The sequence below is a fragment of the Streptococcus sp. 1171_SSPC genome, from assembly GCF_001069335.1.
In the GTDB taxonomy this organism is placed as follows: Bacteria; Bacillota; Bacilli; order Lactobacillales; family Streptococcaceae; genus Streptococcus; species Streptococcus xiaochunlingii.
The window spans coordinates 25,360-51,063 of sequence record NZ_JWAK01000032.1; the positions used below are offsets into that span (position 1 = coordinate 25,360).

Sequence of the window (25,704 nt, forward strand, 5' to 3'; positions counted from 1 at the left end):
AGTGTCGAAAGGAAGAAATAGGATGACGGATAAGCATTTTCCTCAAGTAGCAGATGATGAATTGATGCTAACTCAAATGCCCCATATGAATTTATATGATGATGGGGACTTCATTAGTAATATTCTTGGGGAGTATACAGATAAAAACTATTTAGAATGGGAGCCAATTGCAACTAAAAAGGTAGCAGAGCAACCTTATCAAAAAAATCTACAAAAATCCCTTCAAAAACCATTTGAAGTGCCTAAGTCAAGAAGGCAGCCAATGACTCCTGATTTCAAGGAGCCTGTTGATAAAAAGAGCCCGGCGAATCGCTACGCAGAAGAAGCTCGTGAAGCAGCGCGTGCGGATTTGAAAAAGAAGCGGACGGCTCCGTATTTGACGGCGGATATTGCATCTAAGTCTAATCGTAAGAAATTCACCGCTTCTTTCATGCCAAAAGGGAAGCCAACAGCTCCATTTCGAAAAGAAACCCCAGGTGAATTGATCAAATACGGCGAGAGACTGAAACAAGAGCAATTAATCCTTTTAGAAGGTGCTGAGGAACATCCAGTTCAAGAATCCCACCAAAAAGAGAAACCCCAAAAAAATAATTATGATTTCTTGAAAAAGAGTCAAATCTATAACAAGGATCAACAAAACATTCCAACGAGACTTATTAAACAAGAACTCAATGTGACCAATCTGGACTAGCGAGAGGAGAAACTATGTCAAAAACATTTCATTTTATCGGAATAAAAGGAGCTGGTATGAGTGCCTTGGCACTCATGCTCCATCAGATGGGACACACTGTACAAGGATCTGATGTAGAGAAATATTACTTTACCCAAAGAGGTCTGGAGCAAGCAGGGATTACTATCCTACCATTCAGCGAAGAAAATCTTACTGGAGATCAAATCTTAATCGCTGGGAATGCCTTTAAACCTGAGAACAACGTAGAGATTGCTTATGCAGATGCTCAAGGCTATACCTATCAACGCTACCATGAATTCTTGGGTGAATTTATGCGTGATTTTGTCAGCATGGGAGTAGCAGGAGCTCATGGGAAAACCTCTACTACAGGAATTTTGTCTCATGTTCTGTCTAATATCACAGATACTAGCTATTTGATTGGGGATGGAACTGGTCGTGGTTCGAAAGGTGCTAAGTACTTTGTCTTTGAATCAGACGAGTACGAACGTCACTTTATGCCTTACCACCCAGAGTATTCGATTATCACCAATATTGACTTTGACCATCCTGATTACTTTACTGGCTTAGAAGATGTCTTTAATGCCTTCAATGATTATGCCAAACAAATTTCCAAAGCCTTGTTCATCTATGGTGAAGATCCTGAACTTCGTCGGATCACAGCCAAGGCTCCGATTTACTACTATGGATTTGAAAAAGAAGGTAATGATTTTGTAGCCAGTGATCTCTTGCGTTCTACTACGGGATCAATCTTTAGTGTTCACTTCCGTGGAGAAGATTTGGGACAATTCCAAATCCCATCCTTTGGACGTCACAATATCATGAATGCAACAGCGGTCGTTGGTTTGCTTTATATCGCTGGATTCGATCTTGGTTTGGTTCGGGAACACTTAAAAACATTTGGCGGGGTCAAACGTCGCTTTACAGAAAAGATTGTCAACGATACCGTCATCATTGATGACTTTGCCCACCATCCAACTGAGATTATTGCCACTTTGGATGCGGCCCGTCAAAAATATCCAAGTAAGGAAATCGTAGCGGTCTTCCAACCTCATACCTTTACTCGGACGATTGCCCTCTTGGATGAGTTTGCGGATGCCTTGAATCAGGCAGATGCGGTGTACTTGGCACAGATTTATGGATCAGCTCGTGAAGTGGATCATGGGGATGTCAAAGTAGAAGATCTAGAAGCGAAAATTATTAAGAAATCCGGTGTGATTACAGCTGAAAATGTTTCTCCACTATTGGATCATGACAATGCCGTTTATGTCTTCATGGGAGCAGGAGATATCCAGACCTATGAATATTCATTTGAACGTTTGCTTGGGAACTTGACCAATAACGTTCAATAGGGAGATACCATGCAACCAAGCGTTAGGATTCGGTTTGCTAAAGAAAATGATTGGGATGAGATCGAACAGATCACGTCCCAAAATTTTTCTTTTCAAAGAGCGGATCAGCAAGAACTGAATGGATTTAGAACCCTGGTCTTGGAATTTGAAGGGCAAGTGATTGGAAGTTGCCTGATTCAGATGGAGGAGCAGTTCGAAAATCCCTCTTTAAAATTATTGTGGTTGGAAATTCTTCCAGACTTTAGAAAACAAGGGTTTGGCACCTTGCTACTCGCCACACTCAAGTCTCTTGTAGCTCAAGAATCCTTGTTAGGGATTCATGTGACCTGCCAAGAGGAGTTGATTCCGTATTTTGAAATGAATGATTTTCAACTAGAGATAGGGGATAAGGAAGAAGGAGTGGAGGGCTATCACCTAATGTGGCACCTATCCCTATAGAAAGGAAGAAAAATGAACATTCGTCGTGCAACTATGAAGGATTTAGAAGCCATCGTTGCCATAGAACTGGAAAATTTTAGTCCAGAAGAGGCAATAGATAAGACGGTGCTTGCAAAACATATTGAAACGTTTAATAATAGCTTTTTAGTCGCTGACAAGGATGGCCAACTCCTAGGCTATTTAGAAGGCCCAGTGACACAAACTAGATATGTCGAGGACCGCTCTTTTACAGCGGACGTAAAAGACGAGTCCCATCTACCAGGAGGTTATATTACCCTTACGAGTCTTTCGATTTCCCCGTCTGTCCAAGGCTTAGGGGTCGGGAAAGCCCTGCTTGAAGCCATGAAAAATCTTGCCTTAGAAGAAGGACGGGAAGGGGTTAGTTTGACCTGTCATGATTACTTGATTGAGTATTATGAAAGGAACGGCTTTGTAAACGAAGGACGCTCGGACTCTAACTATGCTGGAGAAGTTTGGTACGATTTAGTATGGGAGGTTCCATCAAGTAACTGATCAATAGGATTTGAGGCGCTCAAGCCTCGTTCCTATTGCTTTTCTATCCCTTTTAAGATATAATATTAAGGATTATGACAAGGGAGGTCAAGTATTTGACTGATAACCAACAAGAGAATGAAAAATTATTAAGCTTTAAAGAGCGAATTCTCCGTGATCTTGAAGAAGCCAATAAGCAGATTTTACAAGCTGAAAAAGAATATGACTTACCTGTTCAAGAAATCTCTATTCCAGAAAAAAAAGAAGGCGAGACGGAAGGAACGCTTCCAGAGCTTGTGTCAGAAGAGTCTGAGGTTCAGGAAACAGTAGAGATTCCAGTGGAAGTAGAAAGAGTAGAAGTGCCAGAGGTTACAGAGGTCCCTGCAATTCAGGAAGTAGCCGAAGAGAACCAAGAAGAAACACCTCTACCAATCGAAGAGCCAACTCGAGAAGCAGAAAGTTCAAGTCAGCCTGTAGCTGTTTCGAGAAAAGAAAAACCGGTATCTAGTGTTTCGCGCAAGGATCGTGACCAACGTGTTCAAAAAAAGAAAAAACAGAATACTATTGCGAAGCGGATTGTCTTGACGGTTTTAGGAATTCTTTTAGTTTTAATAATTGCAACTGGAATTTTTGCAGTGACCTATGTTCAATCTAACTTAAATGCCATGGATGCCAAGGCTACAGAGTTTGTAACCGTTGAAATACCTGCTGGTTCTAGCAATCGTGAAATTGGAACTATTTTGGAGAAAAAAGGCTTGATTAAGAATGGCCAGTTCTTCAACTATTACACCAAGTTCAAGAATTATGGGAACTTCCAATCCGGTTATTTCAATCTACAAAAGAGTATGGATCTCGATACCATTATTCAAAAATTGCAAGAGCAAGGGACTAAAACCCCAGAACCACCAGTTTTAGGAAAAATTACGATTCCTGAGGGTTACACGATTGATCAAATCGCGAAAGTGGTATCTGTGGATGCAAGCTCCAAATCTGGTGCCAAGACTCCATATACGCAAGAAGAATTCTTAAAAGTCATCCAAGATGATGCTTTTATTGAAAAGATGGTAGCCAAATATCCTAAGTTACTAGCAACCTTGCCGTCCAAAGAAAGTGGCGTACGCTACCGCTTGGAGGGATATCTCTTCCCAGCTACTTATGGCTATGGAAAAAATAGTAAAATGGAAGATCTTGTAGACCAGATGTTAGCTGCAATGGACCAAAATCTTTCAGCCTACTATGACACCATGGAAGCTAAAAATATTGATGTCAATGAGGCATTGACGCTGGCTTCTTTGATTGAAAAAGAAGGTGCTACCGATAAAGACCGCAAGGATATTGCAAGCGTCTTTTATAACCGTTTGAATCAAGATATGCCTCTTCAAAGTAATATTGCTATCTTGTACGCACAAGGCCAATTAGGCAAGAAGACGACACTAAAAGAAGACGCAACGATTGACACCAATATCGATTCACCTTATAATATCTACAAGAATACTGGTTTGATGCCTGGTCCAGTAGATAGTCCAGGGGTATCTGCAATTGAAGCAGCCGTTAACCCAAGCAAGACAGACTACCTCTACTTTGTAGCAAATGTAGAGACTGGGGAAGTCTATTTTGCAAAAACTTATGAGGAACACACTAAAAACGTGGAAGAACACGTGAATAGCAAATTAACAGAAAGCAGCTCAAACTAAGGAGGATGTGGCATGCCACACCTTTTTAGTTCGAAAAAATAATAGAAAAGAGAAAGAAATATGGCAGAAAAAACCTATCCAATGACCCTAGCTGAAAAGCAAAAGTTAGAACTAGAATTAGAAGAATTGAAATTAGTTCGTCGTCCAGAAGTTGTAGAGCGGATTAAAATTGCTCGTTCTTACGGAGACCTTTCAGAAAACAGTGAATACGAAGCAGCTAAAGACGAACAGGCTTTTGTTGAAGGGCAAATCTCCAGCCTAGAAACAAAAATTCGTTATGCTGAAATTGTCGACAGCGATGCTGTCGCTGTTGATGAAGTAGCAATCGGAAAAACAGTTACCGTGCAAGAAATTGGCGAAGACGAAGAAGATGTTTACATTATTGTTGGTTCAGCTGGAGCGGATGCTTTTGCTGGTAAGATCTCAAATGAAAGTCCAATCGGTCATGCCTTAATTGGTAACAAAACAGGGGACACTGTGACGATTGAAACTCCAGCAGGAAGCTACCAAGTGAAAATCTTAAACGTTGAAAAAACAGAATAAAAAATGAGAGTGAGTCACTCTCATTTTTTTTGTAGTAATGGAAAAGCCGAGATGATATCTCGGCCTTTTTGCTAGTGTTAGTTACGGTTGCGTTGTTTTCCAGCGTTTCGTTTTTTGTTTCCGTTAGTTGGAAGGGAACGTTTAGCGTTGGTTGGATTAGTAGGTGTGATATCTTTTTTTACACGACGTCCATTGGATGCTGGAGCTTTTGGAGGGTTGTTTTTATATTCCTCAGCAACTTGTTTGCGCAATCTTGGACGGATGAGGTAGTTGATGACAAATTGTTGAATAATCTGTACGAAACCACCGACTACCCAGTAGAGAGTGACACCAGCTGGTGCCATCAAAGAGAAGACTGCAATCATAATAGGGCTTACGAGAGCTGTTTTCTTCATAGTTTCTCTTTGGTTTTCATCTTCTATACCATGGAGAGAGAGCATGCTTTGAATGTAGTAAAGAACAGCAACAACTAAGGTTAAAGCTAGACTTTTTGAACCGAGACCAATGCCAAGGAAAGAGTCCTTGCTAATACCTGGAGTGTATTGAGCTGCAAAATATAGGGCAGAGAAGAAAGGCATTTGAATCAACAAAGGCAAACAGCCAATGCCGCCGAATGGGCTGACACCATTTGCTTTTTGAGCATCCATCAATTCAGAGTTGGCCAATAATTTCTCTTCTTGAGTCTCCGCATTTTTGATGCGTTCTTGGATCGGCGCAAAGATTGGTTTTAGGTAGTTCATCTTCTCAGACTGGTAGGTTGCTTTCCAAGATTGATAAATACCTAGAGGGAAGATGATGATTCGAACGATTACGGTTACTAAGATAATCCCCAGTCCAAAGCCAAGTCCAAGATCTGTCGCAAAGAAATTGATGGCTTCCCCCATCGGTTTTCCAATGAGGTTCCAGACGAAACCAGTTGGTTGTTTGGTTGTCTTGTCGATGCTGACACATCCTGTTAAGAGGAGGAGGGCAGACAAGCTGAGAGCAGCAAGTAGATAACGTTTATATTTTTTCACGAGTTATAATCCTTTAATTTTAAATAATACCTTTCTATTCTACTGTTTTTTTATCAAATTAACAATAGTTCTCTGGACTTAATTTGAAATTTTAAAATCTTTGTAGGGTTCGAAGTTTGCCAGATGGACGTCCAGATAAGAAACCTTTGAAAAAGGAGTAGGACCTTTTCGTATTTCTTGGATAAATTTGGCCATGCGGGCATTGTCTTCGCAGGTAGCAAGGATAGTGACCGTTCCGTCATCATTGTTCCAGACCCGACCTGTAATGCCTCCAATTTCTAGTGCTAAGCTATAAACTCCCCAACGGAAGCCAACACCTTGAACTCGACCTTGGGCTGTCATTTCAACTTTTTGCATGCTTGTCCTCCTTGTGCTTGAATTCCTACTCAGGACGGAGAAGCTCCTCCTGTGAATGTGGTATAATAGTCTTATGAATATTATAACCTCTAAGTCCAATAATGGGATTAAAAAAGTTAAAAAACTTCATCAAAAAAAATACCGAATCGACTCCTACCTGATCGAGGGCTGGCATCTTTATGAAGAAGCTATCAATCATCAGGCTCCGATTGAACAAGTCTTTGTTCTGGAAGAGTTTGTAGATAAGATCAAAAAAGATACGAAGGTGACCATCGTAAGTCCTGAGGTTTTATCAGAAATTGCTGATTCCAAAAGCCCTCAAGGAATCGTGGCAGAAATTAAGATACAGCCGATCCAGCGTCTTCAACTGGCTCAAGGACGGTATTTATTGTTAGAGGATGTTCAAGATCCAGGAAATGTCGGAACTATGATTCGGACTGCTGACGCAGCAGGCTTTGACGGGGTGCTTCTAACCGATCAATCAGCAGATTTGTATAATATGAAAACCTTGCGCTCTATGCAGGGGAGTCATTTTCATCTTCCTGTTATCCGTCTGCCTAAAGAGCAACTCTTAACAGCCATTGAAGAAAGTCAGCTACCCATCTATGCGACCACCTTGTCTCAGGATTCTATTGACTATAAGCAAGTGGAGAAAGTCCCTGCTTTTGTACTGGTCATGGGGAATGAAGGACAAGGTATTAGTGACCAGATGGCTGAGAAGGCAGATCAGCTGGTTCATATCACCATGCCAGGTCAGGCAGAGAGTCTGAATGTCGCTGTTGCTGCAGGGATTTTGATCTTTTCTATGATTGAAGAATAGTGCGTTAGTCAGATAGAGGAGGTGAGACGCATGTATCGACAAGACAAAGAATATATGGCTGAAGTCGGACATTTGATCCAGCATCCCAAACTTCAAAAATTAAAGGAAATTCCCCACCATATTCATTCCAACCGTTTGGCGCATTCCATTCACGTTAGCTACACCAGCTACCGCATTTCTAAGAAGATGGGCTGGGATACCAAAAGTACAGCAAGGGGAGCTCTCTTACACGATCTTTTTTACTACGACTGGCGGCAGGTCAAATTTAACAAGAGCCATGCCTGGGTACATCCTCGGATAGCTGTCCGAAATGCCAAAAAGATAACAAGCCTCAATAAAAAAGAAGAGGACATCATCCTCAAACATATGTGGGGCTTGACGCTTGCTCCACCTCGCTACAAAGAATCTTTCCTCGTGACCATGGTCGATAAATACTGGGCGATCAAAGAAGCCTCAGAACCAATGAGAAAAAAGTGGTCAAAGAGGAGACTTTTCCATCGAAAAATGTTAAAATCATAATAATTTAAGTTTGAAAGGAATGATTGATGATGAATCAACAAACCGTTATCCACGAACAAAGTGGTCTTAATAGCTTTTATAGCAAAATTTATTCTTTAGTCGGGGTTGGAGTTGGAGTTTCTGCTGTCGTCTCAGCATTGATGATGACCATTTTCCAAGAAACCTTCATATATATTCTAACTCAGGCTCCATGGGTCTACTATATTGCCATTGCTGTTGAATTGATTTTGGTCTTGGTCGCTTCGAGACAATCTGTGAAAAACAATCCCATGGCCTTGCCTCTCTTTTTAACTTATTCAGCTCTGAATGGCTTTACCTTGAGTTTTATCATTGCACGCTATGCTCAAGCGACAGTTTATAAAGCCTTCGTCGTTAGTGCCTTGATGTTCTTCATCATGTCAGCCATTGGTCGTGTGACCAAAAAAGACTTGTCTGGAATGGGACGAGCATTTATGGGGGCCTTGATTGGTATTATCATTGCTTCGATTGCGAACATCTTCTTACAAAGCTCTGGTATGGATTATGTCCTTAGCATTCTTTGTGTTATCATCTTTGCAGGTTTGACTGCTTGGGATAACCAAAAGATTCGTTATGTCTATGAACAATCCAATGGTCAGCCAACCAATGGTTGGGTTGTTGCTTTGGCTTTGGAACTCTATCTTGATTTCATCAACTTGTTCATCAATATCTTGCGTATTTTTGGACGCAACGATTAATCGAAAGAGCCGGGAAACCGGCTTTTTTTGTTGGAAAACTTGTGATATACTAAAGAAAATTGATAGAAAAGAGAATCTTCACATGAAACGTCCATTTATTAGTAGAGAAAGATTAAAACAAATTACGGAAACCTATCCAACTCCCTTTCACCTATATGATGAAGCTGGGATCCGGCAGACAGCTCGTGCCCTCCATCAAGCCTTTTCTTGGAATCCAGGCTTTAAGGAGTATTTCGCTATCAAAGCGACCCCTAATCCAGCCATCCTAAAAATCCTCAAAGAAGAAGGCTGTGGCGTGGACTGTGCTAGCTATGTGGAATTGTTGATGGCACAAAAATTAGGGTTTACAGGCCAAGAAATCATGTTTTCTTCCAACAATACACCGGCTGAAGAGATGGTCTTTGCCCGTCAGCTAGGAGCGACTATCAACTTGGATGCCTACGAAGATGTAGCCTTCCTACAATCTGTTGCGACACTACCGGAGGTCATCTCTTGCCGCTATAATCCAGGAGGGGTGTTTGAACTGGGAACGGATATCATGGACCATCCTGAAGAGGCTAAGTTTGGCATGACCAAGGAGCAATTGATCCAAGCATTTACGGAGTTGAAAGATTTAGGAGTCAAACGATTTGGGATCCATGCCCTCTTAGCTTCGAATACCGTCTCCAATGATTACTATCCAGAATTGGCTAAGCAATTATTCCAGTTGGCAGTAGAAGTAGTTGAAAAGACAGGGGTTACCTTGGACTTTGTCAACCTCTCTGGTGGGGTTGGAGTGAACTACAAACCAGAAGACCAACCAAATGATATTGCTGTGATTGGGGAAGGTGTTCGTCGGGCTTACGAGGACATTTTAGTTCCAGTGGGCTTAGATCAAGTGAAAATCTATACGGAATTAGGCCGCTTTATGCTAGCCCCACATGGCCTATTGGTCACCCATGTCACCCATAAGAAACAGACTTATCGGACCTATCTAGGAGTAGATGCTTCGGCTGTCAACCTCCTCCGTCCCGCTATGTACGGGGCCTACCACCATATCACTAATCTGGATCGACCAGATGGAAAGACAGAAATAGTAGACATTGTTGGTAGTTTGTGTGAAAACAATGACAAGTTTGCCAAAAATCGGGAATTTCCTGTCTCTGAAATTGGGGATCTTTTGGTCATCCATGATACAGGAGCGCATGGATATTCCATGGGCTATCAGTACAATGCCAAGCTCCGCTCTGCGGAGATTTTATTAGAAGAATCAGGCCAAACTCGTCTCATCCGACGGGCCGAAAAACCAGAGGATTACTTTGCAACATTGTATGGCTTTGACTTTGAAAAATAGGGCCTTTTTGGTATAATAGAAAATGTGTAAATATTGAATTTAGGAGAAAAACACTTATGTCTACATTTTTGACAATTTTATTGATTATCCTTGCTTTCTTTGGTGGAATGTTGGCAGGTATGTACCTACTTCGCAAGCAGTTTGAAAAAGAATTTGCATCAAACCCACGTTTGAATGTTGAAGCAGTTCGTACATTGTTGGGAGCTAGTGGTCAACGTCCAAGTGAAGCGAAGGTGCAACAAGTTTACCGTCAAATTCTGAATCAACAAAAAGCATCTTTGAATACGAAGAAGAAATAAAAGCAAAACAGATGACACAATAAAATAAGTAGGGGGACTTTAAGATTTTTCTTGGTCCCTTGTTTTGAAAGGAAGGCAGATGGACAATCGACCAATTGGTTTTTTGGATTCGGGTGTCGGAGGGTTAACCGTTGTTAGCGAATTGATGCGGCAACTCCCCCATGAAGAGGTGGTCTATATTGGTGATTCCGCTAGAGCACCTTATGGCCCGAGACCAGCAGATCAAATTCGTGACTATACTTGGGAGATGGTTCGTTTTCTCCTAACGAAAAATGTGAAGATGATTGTTTTGGCCTGTAATACGGCGACAGCTGTTGTATGGGAAGAGGTGAAAGAAGCCTTGGATATCCCCGTTCTAGGAGTGATTTTGCCAGGAGCTTCCGCAGCGATCAAGGCGACAAAAAGCAAACGAATTGGAGTCATTGGGACCCCAATGACGGTCGCTTCAGATATTTATCGGAAAAGAATTCAAAGCCTGTCACCAGAAATGGCAGTAGAGAGTTTAGCTTGTCCGAAATTTGTCCCTCTGGTTGAATCTAATGAGTTGCAGTCCAGTGTTACAAAAAAAGTTGTCTATGAAACCTTGAAACCTTTGGCTGGGAAAGTAGATACACTGGTTTTGGGATGCACCCATTATCCTCTCCTTCGCCCTATTATTCAAAATGTCATGGGGCCAGAGGTTCAGTTAATTGATAGCGGTGCTGAGTGTGTCCGGGATATCTCGGTCTTGCTCAACTACTTTGAGATTAATCGCAGTCGTCAACTGGAGGACTGCCACCATCAGTTTTATACAACGGCCAATGCAGCCAGTTTTGCAGCGATTGCCAAGACTTGGTTGCATCAAGTCGTTCATGTGGAGCATGTAGAATTATGAACCAAAAGATTTATGAATACAAAGATGCCTTAAATTGGTTTCTAGCTGAATGGGGAGATCGGAGTGACTATAACGAATATAGTGAAGTCTCTTCAGAAGCTTCTGAGCTTGTTGACCTAGTAGAATCACTAGTTGGAGACACAGATTTGGGCTTTCCCCTAAATGTAACGGTTGTTCGTTACGCCTCTAGTTTGCAGTTTTTGACCTTCCTCTTTCAAATCGTTGAGGAAACACTAGGTCGCAAAATTGAAATCGTGCAGCGTCAAGGAGCTCTTCTCATTGTAGAAGGAGAGCAATTGCTCTCTGTTTATCTGCCAAAGAATGGTCTTCCACTTGCAGATTTTTTGGGCCAGGAAGGTCTTAAGGATCGCTTGCTAATCGCTACTCGGAATGAAGGAAAAACCAAAGAGTTTCGTCAGATCTTTGAACAAATGGGTTTTGAAGTCGAGAATCTCAATGACTATCCAGATCTTCCAGAAGTCGCTGAAACAGGAATGACTTTCGAAGAAAATGCTCGCCTAAAAGCTGAGACAATTTCACAGCTAACAGGGAAAATGGTGTTGGCAGATGATTCAGGACTCATGGTCGATATCCTTGGGGGCTTACCAGGTGTCTGGTCTGCTCGCTTTGCAGGTGTAGGAGCGACCGACTTAGAGAACAATGCCAAGCTCTTACACGAGTTGGCGATGGTCTTTGAATTGAAGGATCGGTCAGCAAAATTTCATACAACCTTAGTGGTTGCCAGTCCTGGTAAGGAGAGCCTTGTTGTGGAGGCGGATTGGCCAGGATATATCAATTTTGAACCAAAAGGTGAGAACGGGTTTGGCTATGATCCCCTCTTTCTGGTAGGAGAAACAGGTAAGACATCTGCTCAACTAACTCTAGAGGAGAAAAATCAACAATCGCATCGTGCTTTAGCCGTGAAGAAATTAGTGGAGGTATTCCCAGCATGGCAGAACAAGTAATTATCGTCATGAGCGATTCTCATGGCGATCGTCAGATCGTAGAAGAAATCAAAAACCACTATAAAGGAAAGGTCGATGCCATTTTTCACAACGGTGATTCTGAGTTAGAAAGTACCGACCCTGTATGGGAAGGCATTCATGTTGTCAAAGGGAACATGGACTTTTATGGGGAGTACCCCGAACGTCTGGTGACGCAATTGGGTCCTACTCGGATTATTCAAACCCATGGTCATCTTTTCCAAATTAATTTTAGTTTTCAAAAGTTAGATTTGTGGGCCCAGGAAGAAGATGCAGATATCTGCCTCTATGGCCATCTGCATATTCCGGATGCTTGGAAGGAAGGGCGTACCCTTTTTCTGAACCCTGGGTCAGTCAGTTTACCGAGGGGGCCTATTCAAGAGTGCCTCTATGCTAAAGTGGAAATTGATGCAGATTCCTATCGAGTTGAATTTTTAAATCGGAAACACGAGGTCTATGAACCTCTTACAAAGGAGTTTGATCGATGATCGCCAAGGAATTTGAGAAGTTTATTCTCCGAGAAGAAAAGACTTTTTTGACTCCAGCGCGCAATTTAGCTGTTTTGATTGATACGCATAATGTGGATCATGCCATCTTGGTGCTGAGTCAAATTAGCTACACTCGTGTTCCTGTTGTGACCGATCAAATGAAATACGTAGGGACGATTTCTTTAACAGATATTCTTTCTTACCAAATGAAACATGATTATTCTGATGAAGTCTTTTCATCCATGGACATCGTTCATATGACAAAAACGGATGGGGAGCGCCTTGGAAAAGACTATACTGTGACGGAAGTCTTGCATAAGTTGGTAGAGGAATCCTTTCTACCGGTTGTTTCAGAGGATGGAATCTTTGAAGGGATCATCACTCGAAAATCTATTTTAAAAGCCATCAACTCCCTCATGCACAATTTCTCACACGAATATGAGATGAGGAAAAAATGAAAGAATACATAGCTAGTTTTATCAAAGAAAAAGACTTAAGTGAAAATTCACAGACGGCTTATTCTTATGATTTGGATCAGTTCGTGGATACTGTTCATAACCATGTCTCAGATACCAATCTTCGAATTTATCAAGCTTCGATTAAAGATTTTAAACCAGCTGTTCAAAAACGGAAGCTTTCAGCCGTCAACCAATTTTTGTTTTATCTTTATCAACATCAAGTTATTGAGGATTACCATCGCTTAGTTCTTCCAAAAGTCTCTGTGCCGAAAAGCCACGATCAAGAACTATTGGACTTATCCCTCTTGTGGGAAGGGTCAGAGCTATCCCAAGGTCGCTTGATTGCTCTATTGATTGTCGAGATGGGCTTGTTGCCTAGTGAAATTCTTCAGTTGAAAATCGTTGATATCGAGCTCGATTTTCAGGTTTTACGCGTAGGAAAAGAAGGACAAAAACGGGTCTTGCGTATTCCGGATGCTCTTCTAGGAGAGTTGACGGATTTGATGACGGGGACTTATTTATTTGATAACAAGGGCAAGGCCTACTCGCGTCAGTGGGGCTTCCGTCAATTAGAGTCCTTCCTATTGGAAAAAGGGTTTGAGAATCTTTCGGCACAATCCTTACGGGAACAATACATTTTAAAACAAAGAGAACAGGGGATGGATCTGTTTAGCATCGCCCGCGAGCTCGGTTTAAAAACTCTTGTTACCTTAGAAAAGTATAAGTAATGGATATTAAAATAAAGGATTTTGAAGGTCCCTTGGATCTTCTCTTACACCTCGTTTCAAAATACCAAATGGATATTTATGAGGTTCCTCTGATTGAGGTGATCGAGCAGTACTTGGCCTATCTAACGACCCTTCAAGCCATGCGGCTTGAGGTTGCTGGTGAATACATGCTGATGGCCAGTCAGTTGACCTTAATTAAGAGTCGGCGTCTCCTTCCAAAAATTGCGGAGCAAGCAACGGATGAAGAAGATTTGGAGCAGGATCTCCTATCTCAAATCGAAGAGTACCGGAAGTTTAAACTATTGGGTGAAAAGATGGCCCTTCAACACGAGGAGAGAGCCCAGTACTTTTCAAAACCCAAAACGGAATTAGTCTATGATGATGCTGAATTGGTCCATGACAAGACCACGATAGATCTTTTCTTGGCCTTTTCAAAATTGCTAACGAAAAAGAAGGAAGAATTTCGACAAAATCATACGACCATTGTTCGAGACGAGTATAAAATTGAAGACTTGATGAATGTTGTTCGTCAGTTGTGTCAACCTGGTAAGAGAATCTTGCTACAAGATATTTTTGAGGAAGCCAAGGATGTGAATGAACTAATTACAGTCTTTTTGGCGACATTGGAATTAATTAAAGTACAAGAAGTTGAGGCTCTTCAGGAAGAACCATTTGGAGATATTATTTTAGTAGGATTAAAGAATGAGTAAAATTGCAGAGATGGAGGCCCTCTTGTTTGTTGCAGGAGAAGATGGTTTGACAATTAGGCAGATTGCCGATCTCTTATCCCTTCCTCCCACAGGGGTGATTCAAAGTTTAGAAAAATTGGCCCAGAAATATGAGCAGGATCAAGATTCTAGTATGGCCTTATTAGAGACAGCGTCAACCTATAAATTAGTGACCAAGTCCCAATATGCAGAGCTGTTACGTGAGTATTCAAAGTCACCAATGAATCAAAGTCTCTCTCGTGCCGCCTTGGAAACTCTCTCCATCATTGCCTATAAACAGCCGATTACTCGGATTGAAGTCGATGATATTCGAGGGGTGAACTCTAGTGGGGCTATTTCAAAATTACTTTCTTTTGAGTTGATTCGAGAAGATGGGAAGAAAGAAGTCATTGGGAGACCCAATCTCTATGTGACGACAGATTACTTTTTGGATTACATGGGGATAAACCATCTAGACGAGCTACCAATTGTTGAAGAGACGGAGTTAATCGGTCAAGAAAGCCAATTATTTACAGAAAGAACGGAGGAAATTGATGAGAATTAATAAATATATTGCTCATGCTGGTGTCGCAAGCCGCCGCAAAGCAGAGGAATTGATTAAGCAAGGCCTTGTCACTGTAAATGGCCAAGTGGTCCGTGAATTGGCGACGACGATCAAGTCTGGAGACAAGGTAGAAGTAGAAGGTCAACCAATATACAATGAGGAGAAGGTTTACTACCTCTTAAATAAACCAAGAGGGGTCATCTCCAGTGTATCAGACGATAAAGGGAGACCAACTGTTATTGATTTGTTACCGCAAGTCAAGGAACGGATTTATCCTGTCGGTCGTTTGGACTGGGATACTTCTGGTGTCCTGATTTTGACCAATGATGGTGATTTTACGGATGAAATGATCCACCCGCGTAATGAGATTGATAAGGTTTATGTTGCGCGCGTGAAGGGATTGGCGAACAAAGAAAACTTGCGTCCCTTGACTCGTGGTGTGACCATCGATGGCAAAAAGACCAAGCCAGCAACCTATGAGATTCTAAAGGTGGATCCAGAAAAGAATCGCTCAGTTGTCCAATTGACCATCCATGAAGGACGCAATCACCAGGTCAAAAAGATGTTTGAAGCCGTTGGCCTCTTGGTGGATAAATTGTCCCGGACCCAATTTGGAAATCTAGACGTTTCTGGACTTCGTCCTGGTGAATACCGCCGTCTCAATAAAAAAGAAATTAGCCAATTGCATACCCTTGCAGTGACAAAGACGAAAAAATAATGAAGAAATGTGCGATTGGCCTTGTTCGTCTCTATCAACGCCTTCTTTCTCCCCTCTTTCCACCTTCCTGTCGCTATAGTCCTACCTGTTCCAACTATATGATCCAGGCAATTGAACGGCATGGTTTAAAAGGGATTCTGATGGGGCTTGCCCGGATTCTTCGTTGCCATCCCTGGAGCAAGACTGGAGTAGATCCAGTTCCAGATCATTTCAGTCTGAGAAGCCACCTAGAAGAAGAGAAAAGCGAAAATTAAGTTAGAGCAAACTTCTATAAGAAGTCATACTCAGAGCAAAGAAAAAAGTTTTGGAAATTCTCCAAAACTTTTTGTTTTTAGCGATCTGACCAGGTGCGAGGCATAAAGAGTAGTAACATCGGGTAGATCTCTAACCGTCCTGCAATCATGGCAATTGATAGTAAGAATTTAGAGATGGGGCTAAAGATAGCGAAGGTATCCGTTGTCCCAATCATCGGTCCGATATTGTTAAAGCAACTAAAGACTGCACTGACAACCGTCATAAAATTGTTGCTGTCAAAGCTGACAACCGCAATGAGGGCGATCGTAATCAAGGTATAGACTACGAAATATTTTAAGATTTTGTGCTGGGTGTCTTTATCCAAGGCAGTGCCATTCACATGCAGAGTCATCACCCGATTGGGTGAGAGAGTCGAACGAATTTGATTCTTCCCGATCCGAGCTAGAATTAAGCAGCGAATCACTTTTAGTCCCCCAGCCGTTGACCCAGCGGATCCACCAACCACCATGAGCATGAGAAGGAGGAACTGAGAAAAGAGCGGCCAATCAACAGTATTGCCAAAACCAAATCCAGTCGTGGTAATGACATTGGAGACTTGGAAAAAGGACATTTCAAAACTATCTGCAAAATTATGATAGAGATGGAAAATATTGCAGGCAATCAGAAGGGAAGAAACCCCGACAATCATCAGGTAGGTGCGAAGTTCTTCATCGCCGAAGAAGGCTTTGAACTTGCGAAGCATGATGTAGTAATAAAGGTTAAAATTGACCCCAAAGACCAAGACTCCAAAGCTGACCAAATAGGTGATGAGAGTCGAATGGTAGTGGGCAATCCCGTCGTTGAAGACGGTGAATCCACCGGTACCAGCAGTTCCCATAGCAATGATAAAGCTATCATAAAGAGGCATGCCAGCACAGAAGTAGATCACGACAAAGAGGAAGAAGAGGGCCAAATAGAGGTAATAAAGGATTTGAGCTGTGTTCTTCAATTTGGATACAATTTTACCAAATACGGGACCTGGCACTTCTGCCTTCATCACTTCGAGGTGGCTGTTCTTGTTATTGTCCATAATAGCTAGAGCAAAGACTAGCACCCCCATCCCTCCAATCAAGTGGGTGAAACTACGCCAGAAGAGAAGAGCAGGACTGAGGACGGAGACGTCATTTAAAATGGTTGCCCCTGTGGTCGTAAAACCAGAGCTAACTTCGAAAAATGCATCAATGATGTTTGGGATTTGCCCTGAAAAGACAAAAGGAAGAGCGCCAAAGAAGGACCAGAGGATCCAACACAAAGCCACAATCAGAACGCCTTCCTTTGCATAGATGTGAAAATCTTTGGGTTTGAAAAAGGAACCAATGCCTCCCAATACAAGGAGGATGGCAATGGTTGCAAATAGGGAGATAAAGACAGTCGGGCTATCCTTGACAACAAAATCGTTCTTTAGATTGAGAAGTGCAACCACAATCGGCACACAGAGTAACATGGCTTCAATCAGAAGGAGTTTTGCTAAAAGGTAGCGAATCATACTTTTGTTCATGGCTTACCCCTCTAACAAATCATAGATTTTAGTGATGTTGCTGATTAGGGTAGTAACGATAATGCGATCCCCTATCAAAAGATGGTCATCCCCAGTTGGGAAAATAGCTTTCCCGTTTCGAATAATGGCTGCGATGAGAACACCTTTTTTCAATTTCAGTTGTGCCAAAGGTTTGCCCGTCATTTTGTTTTCTTCGCGAATCTGGAATTGAAGGGTCTCGATTTGACCGTTGGCAACGTGGTGCAAGGCTTCAAGATTTGAATAGCGGGCATTGTAGCGTCCACGGATGAAATGCATGATGGTGTCCACCGCAATGCCCTTCGGTGTCACAATACTTGAAAAATCTTGCCGATCAATAATTTCCAGCAGGCTAGTCCGGTTGACCTTGGTAATATTCTTTTGAACCCCTACGCTATTTAGGAACATAGAAGCGATAATATTTTCTTCATCGACCCCTGTTAGAGTCGCCACGGCATCGAAGTTACCTGCGCGCTCTTCCATTAGAATATCTTTTGATGTTCCATCTCCCTGGATAACATAGAGATCAGGGAATTCTTGACTAAACCATTCTGCCCGTTTTTGATCGATTTCAATGACTTTTAAGTCGATCTTCCGTTTACTATTTTCCAAAATATTTAGGAGATAGTAGGAAATCTTGCCAGCTCCGATCAGAAGCAGGCTTTTAACGACTTGCGGTCGAATGCTATTGTGGAAGTCTACGATTTCCACTCGATTTCCAGTCATAAAAATCTTATCAAAGGCTTGTAAAGTGAAGTCGCCATCTGGAATCGTTAACTGACCTTGTCGTTCGATAGCACAGATAATGATGTTTCCGTATTTCTTTCTGAATTGAGAAAGGGTCATCTGGCAGAGCGGGCTTTCCTCCTTGATTTTGAACTCCATGAAGGCCACTCGCCCACCAGCGAAGTGCTCAACAGATAAGGCATTTGGGAAGTCAATGCTATTAGCAATGTAGCGGGCGGCAAGAAGCTCAGGATTGACAACTAGAGAGAAGCCGAGAATATTTTTCTCTTTAAAATAGGAATTTGAGTATTCCGGATTGCGGACCCGGACAATGGTTTCTTTGGCTCCCATTTTTTTGGCTAAGACGGCAGATACCATATTGACTTCGTCTTGCTCTGTTAGGGCGACAAAGATGTCACAGTCGGCTACATCTGCTTGTTCGAGAATCTTAAAGTTGGCACCATTTCCAACAATACCAATGATATCGTAGCGTTTGGTAATATGATTAACAACGGCTTCATCTTGTTCAATCAAGATGACATCGTGATTTTCCGCGACGAGGGAACGACAGAGTGCTGTTCCGACTTTACCGCCTCCAACTACAATAATTTTCATGAATATTTCCTCCAAAGTATGATTCTATCTTACTCTATTTTCAAAAAAAAATCACCTCTTAATGGTGGAAATAAGGCATAAAGAACCAGATTCTCTAAACTACATGAAAGAGAATGTAAAAAAGTGAAATTTTTTTGTCGAAATAGTTGACAGGAGGCATGAAAGTGGTATACTGATACAGTAACCTCATTGATTTACCTCAAACCTGTTGTGAGTTAAGTTAATGAAGTCGTAACCACGCTGTTTGCTGAGCTTGACTCCGGGCAGTGTGGCTATTTTTTTGCCAGAAATGAGATCGTGATGAATATTGAAGAATTAGCTTATACAGAAACCAAATCAAAAAACCATGTAGTTCTCTATCAACCTCAAATTCCCCAAAACACAGGGAACATCGCTCGTACTTGTGCAGCTACCAATGCCCCCCTTCACATCATACGGCCCATGGCTTTTCCTATTGATGATCGGAAGATGAAACGTGCGGGACTGGATTATTGGGATAAGTTGGATGTTCGCTTTTACGATAGCTTGGATGAATTTATGGATGCTGCAGCTGGAGGAAAGGTCCACCTGGTTTCAAAATTTGCTGACCAGACCTATTCGGATGTGGATTATAATGATGATGCAGAACATTATTTCATTTTTGGTCGTGAGGACAAAGGCTTACCAGAGGATTTTATGCGGCTTCATGCTGAAAAGGCGATTCGGATTCCGATGAATGATGAGCATGTTCGAAGCTTGAATGTCTCCAATACCGTTTGTATGATTGTATACGAAGCCCTCAGACAACAGGAGTTTGCAGGCTTAGAGTTGGTCCATCAGTATGAGGGAGATAAGTTGAAGTAGGAAGAGGCTCTTTGCAAAAGGGGTTTCGTTGTAACTTTTGATATTACAAAACACTTGCAATAGCAGGTGTTTTTTGTTATGATTAAGGAGTCTTCAGGGCAGGGTGTAATTCCCGACCGGCGGTGACTTTTACTAGGAAATGCTCTTTTCCTTTTCTACTTTGTTGCCAAGCTTTGCCTAACTAGAAGTTATGCCTAGAGCTTGTCGCCTCGTCTAAAAGAAAAATCTCCATTTCCATACTCTAAAAGAAGTCCGCGAGCGCAAGCTGATGTGGTGTGATTCCACAACCGACAGTATAGTCTGGATGGGAGAAGACGAGAGAGGAACAAACCTGTTCTTATTGATGATGGACTTGATGGAAATTTTGTTGATTTTATAAGAAATTAGTCTTTGCGCTTTTTCTTGTAGCATCAGGGCTGTTTTCGTCAAGTATTAAGGAACTGTTTAAGTTTTCTTTAAAACGATTGAAATAGAATAAGGTTAAGGGAATCTTTCCAACTTCTTCTAATTTTAGTAAAAATTGGAGGAACCTGTGATGACAAATACTCGTAAACTGACCCTAGTGGCTGTTTTATCTGCACTTTCTTTTCTATTGATGTTTTATCAACTATCCATAGGGATTGATTTTTTAAAGGTTGACTTTAGTACGATTCCAATCTTACTCGCCTTAGTTCTATTAGATCTAAAGAGCTCAGTTGTGGTGGTTTTGATTCGATCGCTTCTCAAGTTGGTTTTGAATGGTCGAGGAGCTGAGACCTTGGTTGGCTTACCAGTTAACATAATTGCTGTCTTAGTCTTTGTCTTAGCATTTGCAGTCATTTGGAATAAGAAGAAAAACCTGGTTCGGTTTGTAATTGCTAGTCTAGTTGGGACCATTGGTCTAACCATTTCCATGCTCCTAGTCAATTACTATTATGCCATCCCTCTCTATGCTAAATTTGTTGGTTTTGACATCGCAAAGATGGTCGGAGTTGAAAAGTATCTTCTCAGTATGGTTGTTCCCTTTAATCTAATAGAAGGACTGATTTGGGCTGTGACCTTCTGGATGGTATACACCGTCGTACAGCCCCTACTTAAAATCTATGAAAAATAAACAATCTCATTTTTTAAAGGGCTCTTTTGCCCTTTTGTTATTTATGATTCTGGGCTATGTAGTCAAATTTTATCCTGAAAATTTAGTCGGAATCGATCAACCGATTCAATCGGCTATTCGCGGGGATTTACCAGCCTATTTGACAGCCTTCTTTACCCGTGTAACAGTGCTGATGAACACACCCGTTGTTGCATCCTGGGTTGGCGTCATTGTCCTCTTCTTTGTCTGGAAGAAATGGTATACGGAGGCCATCCTCCTCACCGGGAGTTTGGTTACAACTGGATTACTCGTGGTGATCCTGAAACACATCTATTTACGCCCACGACCAGCACTTCAACATTTGGTTCAAGAAGGGGGCTATTCTTTCCCAAGTGGCCACTCCTTGGCAGCCACCCTGGTCTTCGGTAGTTTGATCATTGTGGTAGGGCAACGGATGACCTCTCAAGTCGGGAAAGTCCTGGCTCAGCTTGCCCTCTTTCTTTGTATGGTGACCATCGTTGTATCACGTGTCTATGTTGGGGTTCATTACCCGACAGACGTCACAGGAAGTATGCTTTTGGGATTTGGTCTGTTGCAAATGGTCTTTCCTTATTACGACCGTTTGCGTTTTGAATGGCGCTTTAAGAGTAAGCAGAAGTAAAGCATGAACGATTTATTTGAAGAAAAGGTCCTAAAAGTCGTTGCTCAGATTCCCCTGGGATGTGTGGCCACCTATGGTCAAATTGCCCAACTCATTGGCTATCCTCGCCATGCTCGCCAGGTCGGCAAGGTCTTGGCGACTTCTACTAAAGCTGTGACCTATCCCTGTCATCGGGTCGTGACCTCTACTGGTCGCCTGGCTCCTGATTGGGAAGAGCAAGGCACGCTTCTCTGGGCAGAAGGGGTGGAATGCAAATCCAACGGTTGTGTGGATCTTAAGAAATACAAATGGAAAGCAGAGGAGACTCAACTTTGAGTTCACTCTGCTTTTTTGCTATAATGAGGGGTATGAAATCCTATACGACCTTAAATGATTATTACCGAACCTTATTTGGAGAAAAGACCTTCAAAGTCCCAATCGATGCGGGCTTTGACTGTCCCAATCGTGATGGAACTGTTGCTCGTGGGGGCTGTACTTTTTGTACAGTTTCTGGCTCTGGGGACGCCATCGTAGCTCCAGATGCCCCTATTCGGGATCAGTTTTACAAAGAAATTGATTTTATGCACCGCAAATGGCCCGATGTCAAAAAGTATTTGGTCTATTTTCAAAATTTCACTAATACGCATGAATCCGTCGATGTCATTCGGGAGCGCTATGAGCAAGCCATCAATGAACCAGGTGTCGTAGGGATTAACATCGGGACACGACCAGACTGCTTGCCGGATGAAACGTTGGCCTATCTAGCAGAATTGACAGAGCGCATGCATGTGACTATTGAGCTGGGTTTGCAGACGACCTATGAAACGACATCTGAATTGATCAACCGAGCCCATAGCTATGAACTCTATGTGGAAACGGTGAAGCGGATTCGCCAACAGGTCCCTAAGGCAGAGATTGTTTCACACTTAATCAACGGTCTTCCTGGGGAGACGCATGAGATGATGGTGGAGAATGTCCGCCGTTGTGTAACAGACAACGATATCCAGGGCATTAAATTGCACCTTCTCCATCTGATGACCAATACCCGGATGCAACGAGACTACCATGAAGGGCGATTGCAATTGATGAGTCAGGAGGAATACGTGTCGGTCATCTGTGACCAACTAGAGATCATTCCCAAGGAGATCGTCATCCACCGGATTACAGGAGATGCTCCACGCGAAATGTTGATAGGACCAATGTGGAGTCTCAATAAGTGGGAAGTACTGAATGCCATTGAAGCTGAGATGCGTCGTCGTGGAAGTGTTCAAGGCTGTAAAGTAGGAAAATAGGAGGAGTAGCATGTTGCGACCATTAGAGATGGTCCATGATTTTCTTAGGGAGATCATTACAGATCAAGATACTGTGGTTGATGCGACCATGGGAAATGGGCATGATACCCTTTTCTTGGCGAAATTAGCCAAAGAAGTCTATGCATTTGATATTCAAGAACAGGCCTTGGTCCATACGCAAAAGCGCTTGGAAGAAGCAGGACTTTCCAATGCCCATCTTCTTTTAAAGGGGCATGAAGAAGTAGATCGCTATGTGGACCAGGTCAAGGCGGCTATCTTCAACTTAGGCTATCTTCCTTCAGCAGACAAGTCCATCATTACCCAGCCTAAAACAACGATCCAAGCCATCGATAAACTTTGTCACTGCTTGATCAAGGGTGGGCGGATTGCCATTATGATCTATTATGGTCATGAGGGTGGGGACCTAGAAAAAGATGCTGTCTTGGAGTTTGTCTCCCAACTTCCTCAACAAGAATTTACGGTCACTAGTTACCGGACCCTGAACCAGATCAATCATCCTCCATTTTTGGTCATGATCGAAAAATTAGAAAGTTATCGCCATGGATAAAGAATTTTTAAAAAATAAAATTGATGCTCTTCGCCACGATTTTGTGGAGTCCACCTCTCATGAACGTGCCGTTGGTTTTTTAGATGAAGCACGGATGAGCAAAAAGATGATCAAAATCAAGAAGAAGCTGGTCTCTCTTGAAATGGAACGTTGCCAGAAGAAAATTGAGCACAAGGATCTGACAAAGATTGATCAAAAGATCCAAGAACAAAAGCAACTTTTTGAGGACTGTTGTAACCAACGATCAGGAGGATAAGGGATGGAGATTCTTGTATACGCCATTGTCTTTTCCTTGATCCTGATTGTCTCCAATGCGACCAATAAGTTGATTCCTACCTTACCCCTCCCTTTGATCCAGATATTATTGGGGATTGGGATTGGCTTTCTCTTACCCAATTCGGAGTACCACTTAGATACCGAGCTCTTTTTGGCCTTGGTTATTGGACCGCTCCTTTTTCGAGAGGCAGAAGAAGCAGACATTACCTCGATTCTGAAGCACTGGCGCATTATCGCCTTTTTAATCTTCCCAGTTATTTTTATTTCGACCCTTAGCTTGGGGTGGTTGGCCCATCTCTTGTGGCTAGGAATTCCACTAGCGGCCTGTATGGCAGTAGGGGCAGCGCTCGGGCCGACTGATTTGGTGGCTTTTGCCTCCCTTTCGGAACGCTTTACCTTTCCAAAACGAATCTCCAACATTCTAAAAGGAGAGGGCTTGCTCAACGATGCTTCAGGTTTGGTTGCCTTTCGTGTGGCTCTAGCTGCATGGACCACAGGAGTCTTTTCCTTGGGCCAAGCTAGTTGGGACTTGGTCATCTCTATTTTAGGAGGGTTTGCGGTCGGGATTGTGACAGCTGCTGTCAACCGTGGGCTTCAAAAATTACTGCTCAGTGTTCGGGCAACGGATATTGCCAGTGAACTCATTTTAGAATTGAGTCTTCCCTTACTGACCTTCTTTATCGCAGAAGAGATCCATGTATCAGGGATTATTGCGGTTGTCGTGGCTGGGATCCTAAAGGCTAGTCGGTTTAAGAAAATTACCCTACTAGAAGCCAAGGTGGATACGGTCACGCATACGGTATGGAATACAGTCAATTTTGTCCTCAATGGGTCTGTCTTTGTCCTCTTGGGGATGGAGCTGGAGATGATTTCTGAGCCAATTTTGAGGACTCCCTTTTACAACAATCTGCTCTTGATTGTGACTGTTCTCTTATTGACGGGGCTCTTGTTCCTGATTCGCTTTTTGATGGTGTATGGATTTTACTGGTATCGGGGTTTCCGATTGAAAAAATCCATTGACAAGTATTTGAAAGATGCCCTCTTGTTGACCTTTTCAGGGGTCAAAGGAACAGTGTCTATCGCGACCATTCTCTTGATACCGACGCATCTAGAAGCAGAATATCCAGTTCTCTTGTTTTTAGTAGCAGGAGTCACCTTGTGTAGTTTCTTAATCGGGCTTCTCGTCCTCCCAAAACTATCCGAGGACAAAGAGGAATCCAATGATCATTTGATGCATATTGCTATCTTGAATGATGTCGTCATGCTATTGGAGAAAGACTTGACGGTGACCAAGCAGAAGGGACCTCTCTATGCTGCGATTGATAATTATCATGGGCGGATAGAAAATATGATTCTCAGTCAGGAGGATAAAGCGACCCAAAGAGACTGGGAACAACTAAAACTCCTTATACTCAGTATTGAGAATGATGGTTTGGAACAGGCTTATGAAGAAGGAAAGATTCGAGATAGAAGTTACCATGTCTATCAACGTTATCTTCGGGCCATGGAGCAGAAGGTCAACCGCAATCTATCATCGCGCCTGACCTATTATTTCTTGGTGCTCTTCCGCCTGCTCCGCCTGCTGTTGCACGAGCTTGTGACCTTTGGTTCCGGTATTCGGGCATGGAAAAACGGAGAGAATTACAAGCTTGAAGCCATCGACTATGACCAGATTGCTGCCTTGTATCTGGCCAATACGGAAATCATTATCGAGAGTTTGGAAAACCTAAAAGGGATTTATCGGAGTACCTTGATTTCCTTCCTTCAAGAATCTCGTCTGCGAGAAACATCGTTGATTACCAGTGGTGCTTTTGTAGAGCGGGTTATCAATCGCATCAAGCCTAATAATATTGACGAGATGCTAAGAGGCTATTACTTAGAAAGAAAATTGATTTTCGAATATGAGGAGCAGCACTTGATTTCGGCCAAGTATGCGCGTCGCATGCGCCAAAATGTCAACGAATTGGAAAACTATTCCTTAAGAGAAAGTGCCAATACTCTTCCTTATGACATGATCAATTATGCTCGGAATCGGTAAAAGTGAGTTTCCGCCTTAATAAAAGAAAAGAGATTG

32 protein-coding genes and 1 riboswitch are annotated in these 25,704 nt (G+C 42.4%); of the genes, 28 read left to right on the forward strand and 4 right to left on the reverse strand.

Annotation, left to right across the window (positions count from 1 at the left end; translation table 11 throughout):
* The first annotated feature begins 22 nt into the window (after positions 1 to 22).
* The 6 genes from ADF75_RS06260 to greA all read left to right on the forward strand — a co-directional run bounded on the left by ADF75_RS06260 (position 23) and on the right by greA (position 5,207).
* Positions 23 to 691, forward strand: a complete 669-nt coding sequence (locus tag ADF75_RS06260; RefSeq protein WP_048789525.1) for a hypothetical protein — start codon at positions 23 to 25, stop codon at positions 689 to 691.
* Positions 692 to 705: 14 nt separating this feature from the next.
* On the forward strand, positions 706 to 2,040 hold the full coding sequence (gene murC / locus ADF75_RS06265; RefSeq protein ID WP_048789526.1) for a UDP-N-acetylmuramate--L-alanine ligase: 1,335 nt from the start codon (positions 706 to 708) through the stop codon (positions 2,038 to 2,040).
* Positions 2,041 to 2,049: 9 nt separating this feature from the next.
* A complete protein-coding gene (locus tag ADF75_RS06270) occupies positions 2,050 to 2,478 on the forward strand; it encodes a GNAT family N-acetyltransferase (RefSeq protein ID WP_048789527.1) in 429 nt (142 codons plus the stop codon).
* 12 nt (positions 2,479 to 2,490) lie between these two features.
* Positions 2,491 to 2,991 carry a GNAT family N-acetyltransferase gene (locus ADF75_RS06275; protein ID WP_048789528.1) on the forward strand — a complete coding sequence of 167 codons (501 nt, stop codon included), beginning with the start codon at positions 2,491 to 2,493 and terminating at the stop codon, positions 2,989 to 2,991.
* Positions 2,992 to 3,065: 74 nt separating this feature from the next.
* Positions 3,066 to 4,664 (forward strand): endolytic transglycosylase MltG, encoded by a 1,599-nt coding sequence (gene mltG / locus ADF75_RS06280; RefSeq protein WP_048789529.1) that lies wholly within the window; start codon positions 3,066 to 3,068, stop codon positions 4,662 to 4,664.
* 60 nt (positions 4,665 to 4,724) lie between these two features.
* Entirely contained in the window at positions 4,725 to 5,207 is a 483-nt protein-coding gene (gene greA / locus ADF75_RS06285) for a transcription elongation factor GreA (protein ID WP_048688326.1), read from the forward strand.
* A gap of 77 nt (positions 5,208 to 5,284) precedes the next feature.
* Here greA and yidC read toward each other — a convergent pair whose 3' ends face one another.
* Together yidC and ADF75_RS06295 are read right to left on the reverse strand one after the other, a co-directional pair.
* A complete protein-coding gene (gene yidC, locus ADF75_RS06290) occupies positions 5,285 to 6,223 on the reverse strand; it encodes a membrane protein insertase YidC (RefSeq protein ID WP_048688323.1) in 939 nt (312 codons plus the stop codon).
* A gap of 78 nt (positions 6,224 to 6,301) precedes the next feature.
* Positions 6,302 to 6,580 (reverse strand): acylphosphatase, encoded by a 279-nt coding sequence (locus ADF75_RS06295; RefSeq protein WP_048789530.1) that lies wholly within the window; start codon positions 6,578 to 6,580, stop codon positions 6,302 to 6,304.
* 73 nt (positions 6,581 to 6,653) lie between these two features.
* Here ADF75_RS06295 and ADF75_RS06300 point away from each other — a divergent pair, with 73 nt between their 5' ends.
* The 14 genes from ADF75_RS06300 (at position 6,654) to yidD (ending at position 16,042) form a co-directional block, all read left to right on the forward strand.
* The gene (locus ADF75_RS06300; RefSeq protein ID WP_048789531.1) at positions 6,654 to 7,400 is read left to right on the forward strand and encodes a TrmH family RNA methyltransferase; all 747 of its coding nucleotides are present in this window, start codon (positions 6,654 to 6,656) and stop codon (positions 7,398 to 7,400) included.
* Positions 7,401 to 7,430: 30 nt separating this feature from the next.
* Positions 7,431 to 7,919: an HD domain-containing protein gene (locus ADF75_RS06305; RefSeq protein WP_048789532.1), complete on the forward strand. Its 489-nt coding sequence runs from the start codon at positions 7,431 to 7,433 to the stop codon at positions 7,917 to 7,919.
* A 29-nt stretch (positions 7,920 to 7,948) separates the two neighbouring features.
* The gene (locus ADF75_RS06310) at positions 7,949 to 8,635 is read left to right on the forward strand and encodes a Bax inhibitor-1/YccA family protein (protein WP_048789604.1); all 687 of its coding nucleotides are present in this window, start codon (positions 7,949 to 7,951) and stop codon (positions 8,633 to 8,635) included.
* A gap of 82 nt (positions 8,636 to 8,717) precedes the next feature.
* Positions 8,718 to 9,968, forward strand: a complete 1,251-nt coding sequence (locus ADF75_RS06315) for a diaminopimelate decarboxylase (protein ID WP_048789533.1) — start codon at positions 8,718 to 8,720, stop codon at positions 9,966 to 9,968.
* Positions 9,969 to 10,024: 56 nt separating this feature from the next.
* Positions 10,025 to 10,267: a YneF family protein gene (locus ADF75_RS06320; RefSeq protein ID WP_006595782.1), complete on the forward strand. Its 243-nt coding sequence runs from the start codon at positions 10,025 to 10,027 to the stop codon at positions 10,265 to 10,267.
* Positions 10,268 to 10,346: 79 nt separating this feature from the next.
* Entirely contained in the window at positions 10,347 to 11,141 is a 795-nt protein-coding gene (racE, locus tag ADF75_RS06325) for a glutamate racemase (RefSeq protein ID WP_048789534.1), read from the forward strand.
* Positions 11,138 to 12,106, forward strand: a complete 969-nt coding sequence (locus ADF75_RS06330) for a nucleoside-triphosphate diphosphatase (RefSeq protein WP_048688311.1) — start codon at positions 11,138 to 11,140, stop codon at positions 12,104 to 12,106. The genes racE and ADF75_RS06330 overlap by 4 nt, the downstream gene beginning before the upstream one ends.
* Positions 12,091 to 12,612, forward strand: coding sequence for a metallophosphoesterase (locus tag ADF75_RS06335; RefSeq protein WP_048688308.1), 522 nt, complete (start codon positions 12,091 to 12,093; stop codon positions 12,610 to 12,612). Before ADF75_RS06330 ends, ADF75_RS06335 begins: the two co-directional genes overlap by 16 nt.
* Positions 12,609 to 13,070, forward strand: coding sequence for a cyclic-di-AMP-binding protein CbpB (cbpB, locus tag ADF75_RS06340; RefSeq protein ID WP_048789535.1), 462 nt, complete (start codon positions 12,609 to 12,611; stop codon positions 13,068 to 13,070). Before ADF75_RS06335 ends, cbpB begins: the two co-directional genes overlap by 4 nt.
* Positions 13,067 to 13,798 (forward strand): site-specific tyrosine recombinase XerD, encoded by a 732-nt coding sequence (gene xerD / locus ADF75_RS06345; RefSeq protein WP_048688302.1) that lies wholly within the window; start codon positions 13,067 to 13,069, stop codon positions 13,796 to 13,798. The genes cbpB and xerD overlap by 4 nt, the downstream gene beginning before the upstream one ends.
* Positions 13,798 to 14,508 carry a segregation/condensation protein A gene (locus tag ADF75_RS06350; protein WP_048688298.1) on the forward strand — a complete coding sequence of 237 codons (711 nt, stop codon included), beginning with the start codon at positions 13,798 to 13,800 and terminating at the stop codon, positions 14,506 to 14,508. Before xerD ends, ADF75_RS06350 begins: the two co-directional genes overlap by 1 nt.
* Positions 14,501 to 15,070 (forward strand): SMC-Scp complex subunit ScpB, encoded by a 570-nt coding sequence (gene scpB, locus ADF75_RS06355; protein WP_048789536.1) that lies wholly within the window; start codon positions 14,501 to 14,503, stop codon positions 15,068 to 15,070. Before ADF75_RS06350 ends, scpB begins: the two co-directional genes overlap by 8 nt.
* Entirely contained in the window at positions 15,060 to 15,788 is a 729-nt protein-coding gene (locus tag ADF75_RS06360) for a pseudouridine synthase (RefSeq protein ID WP_023024093.1), read from the forward strand. Before scpB ends, ADF75_RS06360 begins: the two co-directional genes overlap by 11 nt.
* A complete protein-coding gene (gene yidD / locus ADF75_RS06365; protein WP_048688293.1) occupies positions 15,788 to 16,042 on the forward strand; it encodes a membrane protein insertion efficiency factor YidD in 255 nt (84 codons plus the stop codon). Before ADF75_RS06360 ends, yidD begins: the two co-directional genes overlap by 1 nt.
* Before the next feature lie 77 nt (positions 16,043 to 16,119).
* On the opposite strand, the gene ADF75_RS06370 is transcribed toward yidD, so the two are convergent.
* Positions 16,120 to 17,580 (reverse strand): TrkH family potassium uptake protein, encoded by a 1,461-nt coding sequence (locus ADF75_RS06370; protein ID WP_048789537.1) that lies wholly within the window; start codon positions 17,578 to 17,580, stop codon positions 16,120 to 16,122.
* Between the two features lie 3 nt (positions 17,581 to 17,583).
* Positions 17,584 to 18,939: a Trk system potassium transporter TrkA gene (gene trkA, locus ADF75_RS06375; RefSeq protein WP_048688284.1), complete on the reverse strand. Its 1,356-nt coding sequence runs from the start codon at positions 18,937 to 18,939 to the stop codon at positions 17,584 to 17,586.
* A 300-nt stretch (positions 18,940 to 19,239) separates the two neighbouring features.
* Here trkA and ADF75_RS06380 point away from each other — a divergent pair, with 300 nt between their 5' ends.
* From ADF75_RS06380 to ADF75_RS06415, 8 genes are all read left to right on the forward strand, one after another.
* Positions 19,240 to 19,782, forward strand: coding sequence for a tRNA (cytidine(34)-2'-O)-methyltransferase (locus ADF75_RS06380; RefSeq protein ID WP_048789538.1), 543 nt, complete (start codon positions 19,240 to 19,242; stop codon positions 19,780 to 19,782).
* Positions 19,783 to 19,867: 85 nt separating this feature from the next.
* A riboswitch (FMN riboswitch) is annotated at positions 19,868 to 20,102 on the forward strand.
* 215 nt (positions 20,103 to 20,317) lie between these two features.
* Complete coding sequence (locus ADF75_RS06385) at positions 20,318 to 20,875, forward strand: ECF transporter S component (protein WP_048789539.1); 558 nt, start codon at positions 20,318 to 20,320, stop codon at positions 20,873 to 20,875.
* Positions 20,865 to 21,515 (forward strand): phosphatase PAP2 family protein, encoded by a 651-nt coding sequence (locus ADF75_RS06390; RefSeq protein WP_048789540.1) that lies wholly within the window; start codon positions 20,865 to 20,867, stop codon positions 21,513 to 21,515. Before ADF75_RS06385 ends, ADF75_RS06390 begins: the two co-directional genes overlap by 11 nt.
* A gap of 3 nt (positions 21,516 to 21,518) precedes the next feature.
* Positions 21,519 to 21,830, forward strand: coding sequence for an MGMT family protein (locus ADF75_RS06395; protein ID WP_048688271.1), 312 nt, complete (start codon positions 21,519 to 21,521; stop codon positions 21,828 to 21,830).
* Positions 21,831 to 21,853: 23 nt separating this feature from the next.
* On the forward strand, positions 21,854 to 22,786 hold the full coding sequence (locus ADF75_RS06400) for a TIGR01212 family radical SAM protein (protein WP_048688267.1): 933 nt from the start codon (positions 21,854 to 21,856) through the stop codon (positions 22,784 to 22,786).
* A gap of 10 nt (positions 22,787 to 22,796) precedes the next feature.
* Positions 22,797 to 23,354, forward strand: coding sequence for a class I SAM-dependent methyltransferase (locus ADF75_RS06405; RefSeq protein ID WP_048789541.1), 558 nt, complete (start codon positions 22,797 to 22,799; stop codon positions 23,352 to 23,354).
* Positions 23,347 to 23,610 (forward strand): hypothetical protein, encoded by a 264-nt coding sequence (locus ADF75_RS06410; protein WP_006595800.1) that lies wholly within the window; start codon positions 23,347 to 23,349, stop codon positions 23,608 to 23,610. Before ADF75_RS06405 ends, ADF75_RS06410 begins: the two co-directional genes overlap by 8 nt.
* A gap of 3 nt (positions 23,611 to 23,613) precedes the next feature.
* Positions 23,614 to 25,668 carry a cation:proton antiporter gene (locus ADF75_RS06415; RefSeq protein WP_048688260.1) on the forward strand — a complete coding sequence of 685 codons (2,055 nt, stop codon included), beginning with the start codon at positions 23,614 to 23,616 and terminating at the stop codon, positions 25,666 to 25,668.
* Positions 25,669 to 25,704 lie beyond the last annotated feature (36 nt).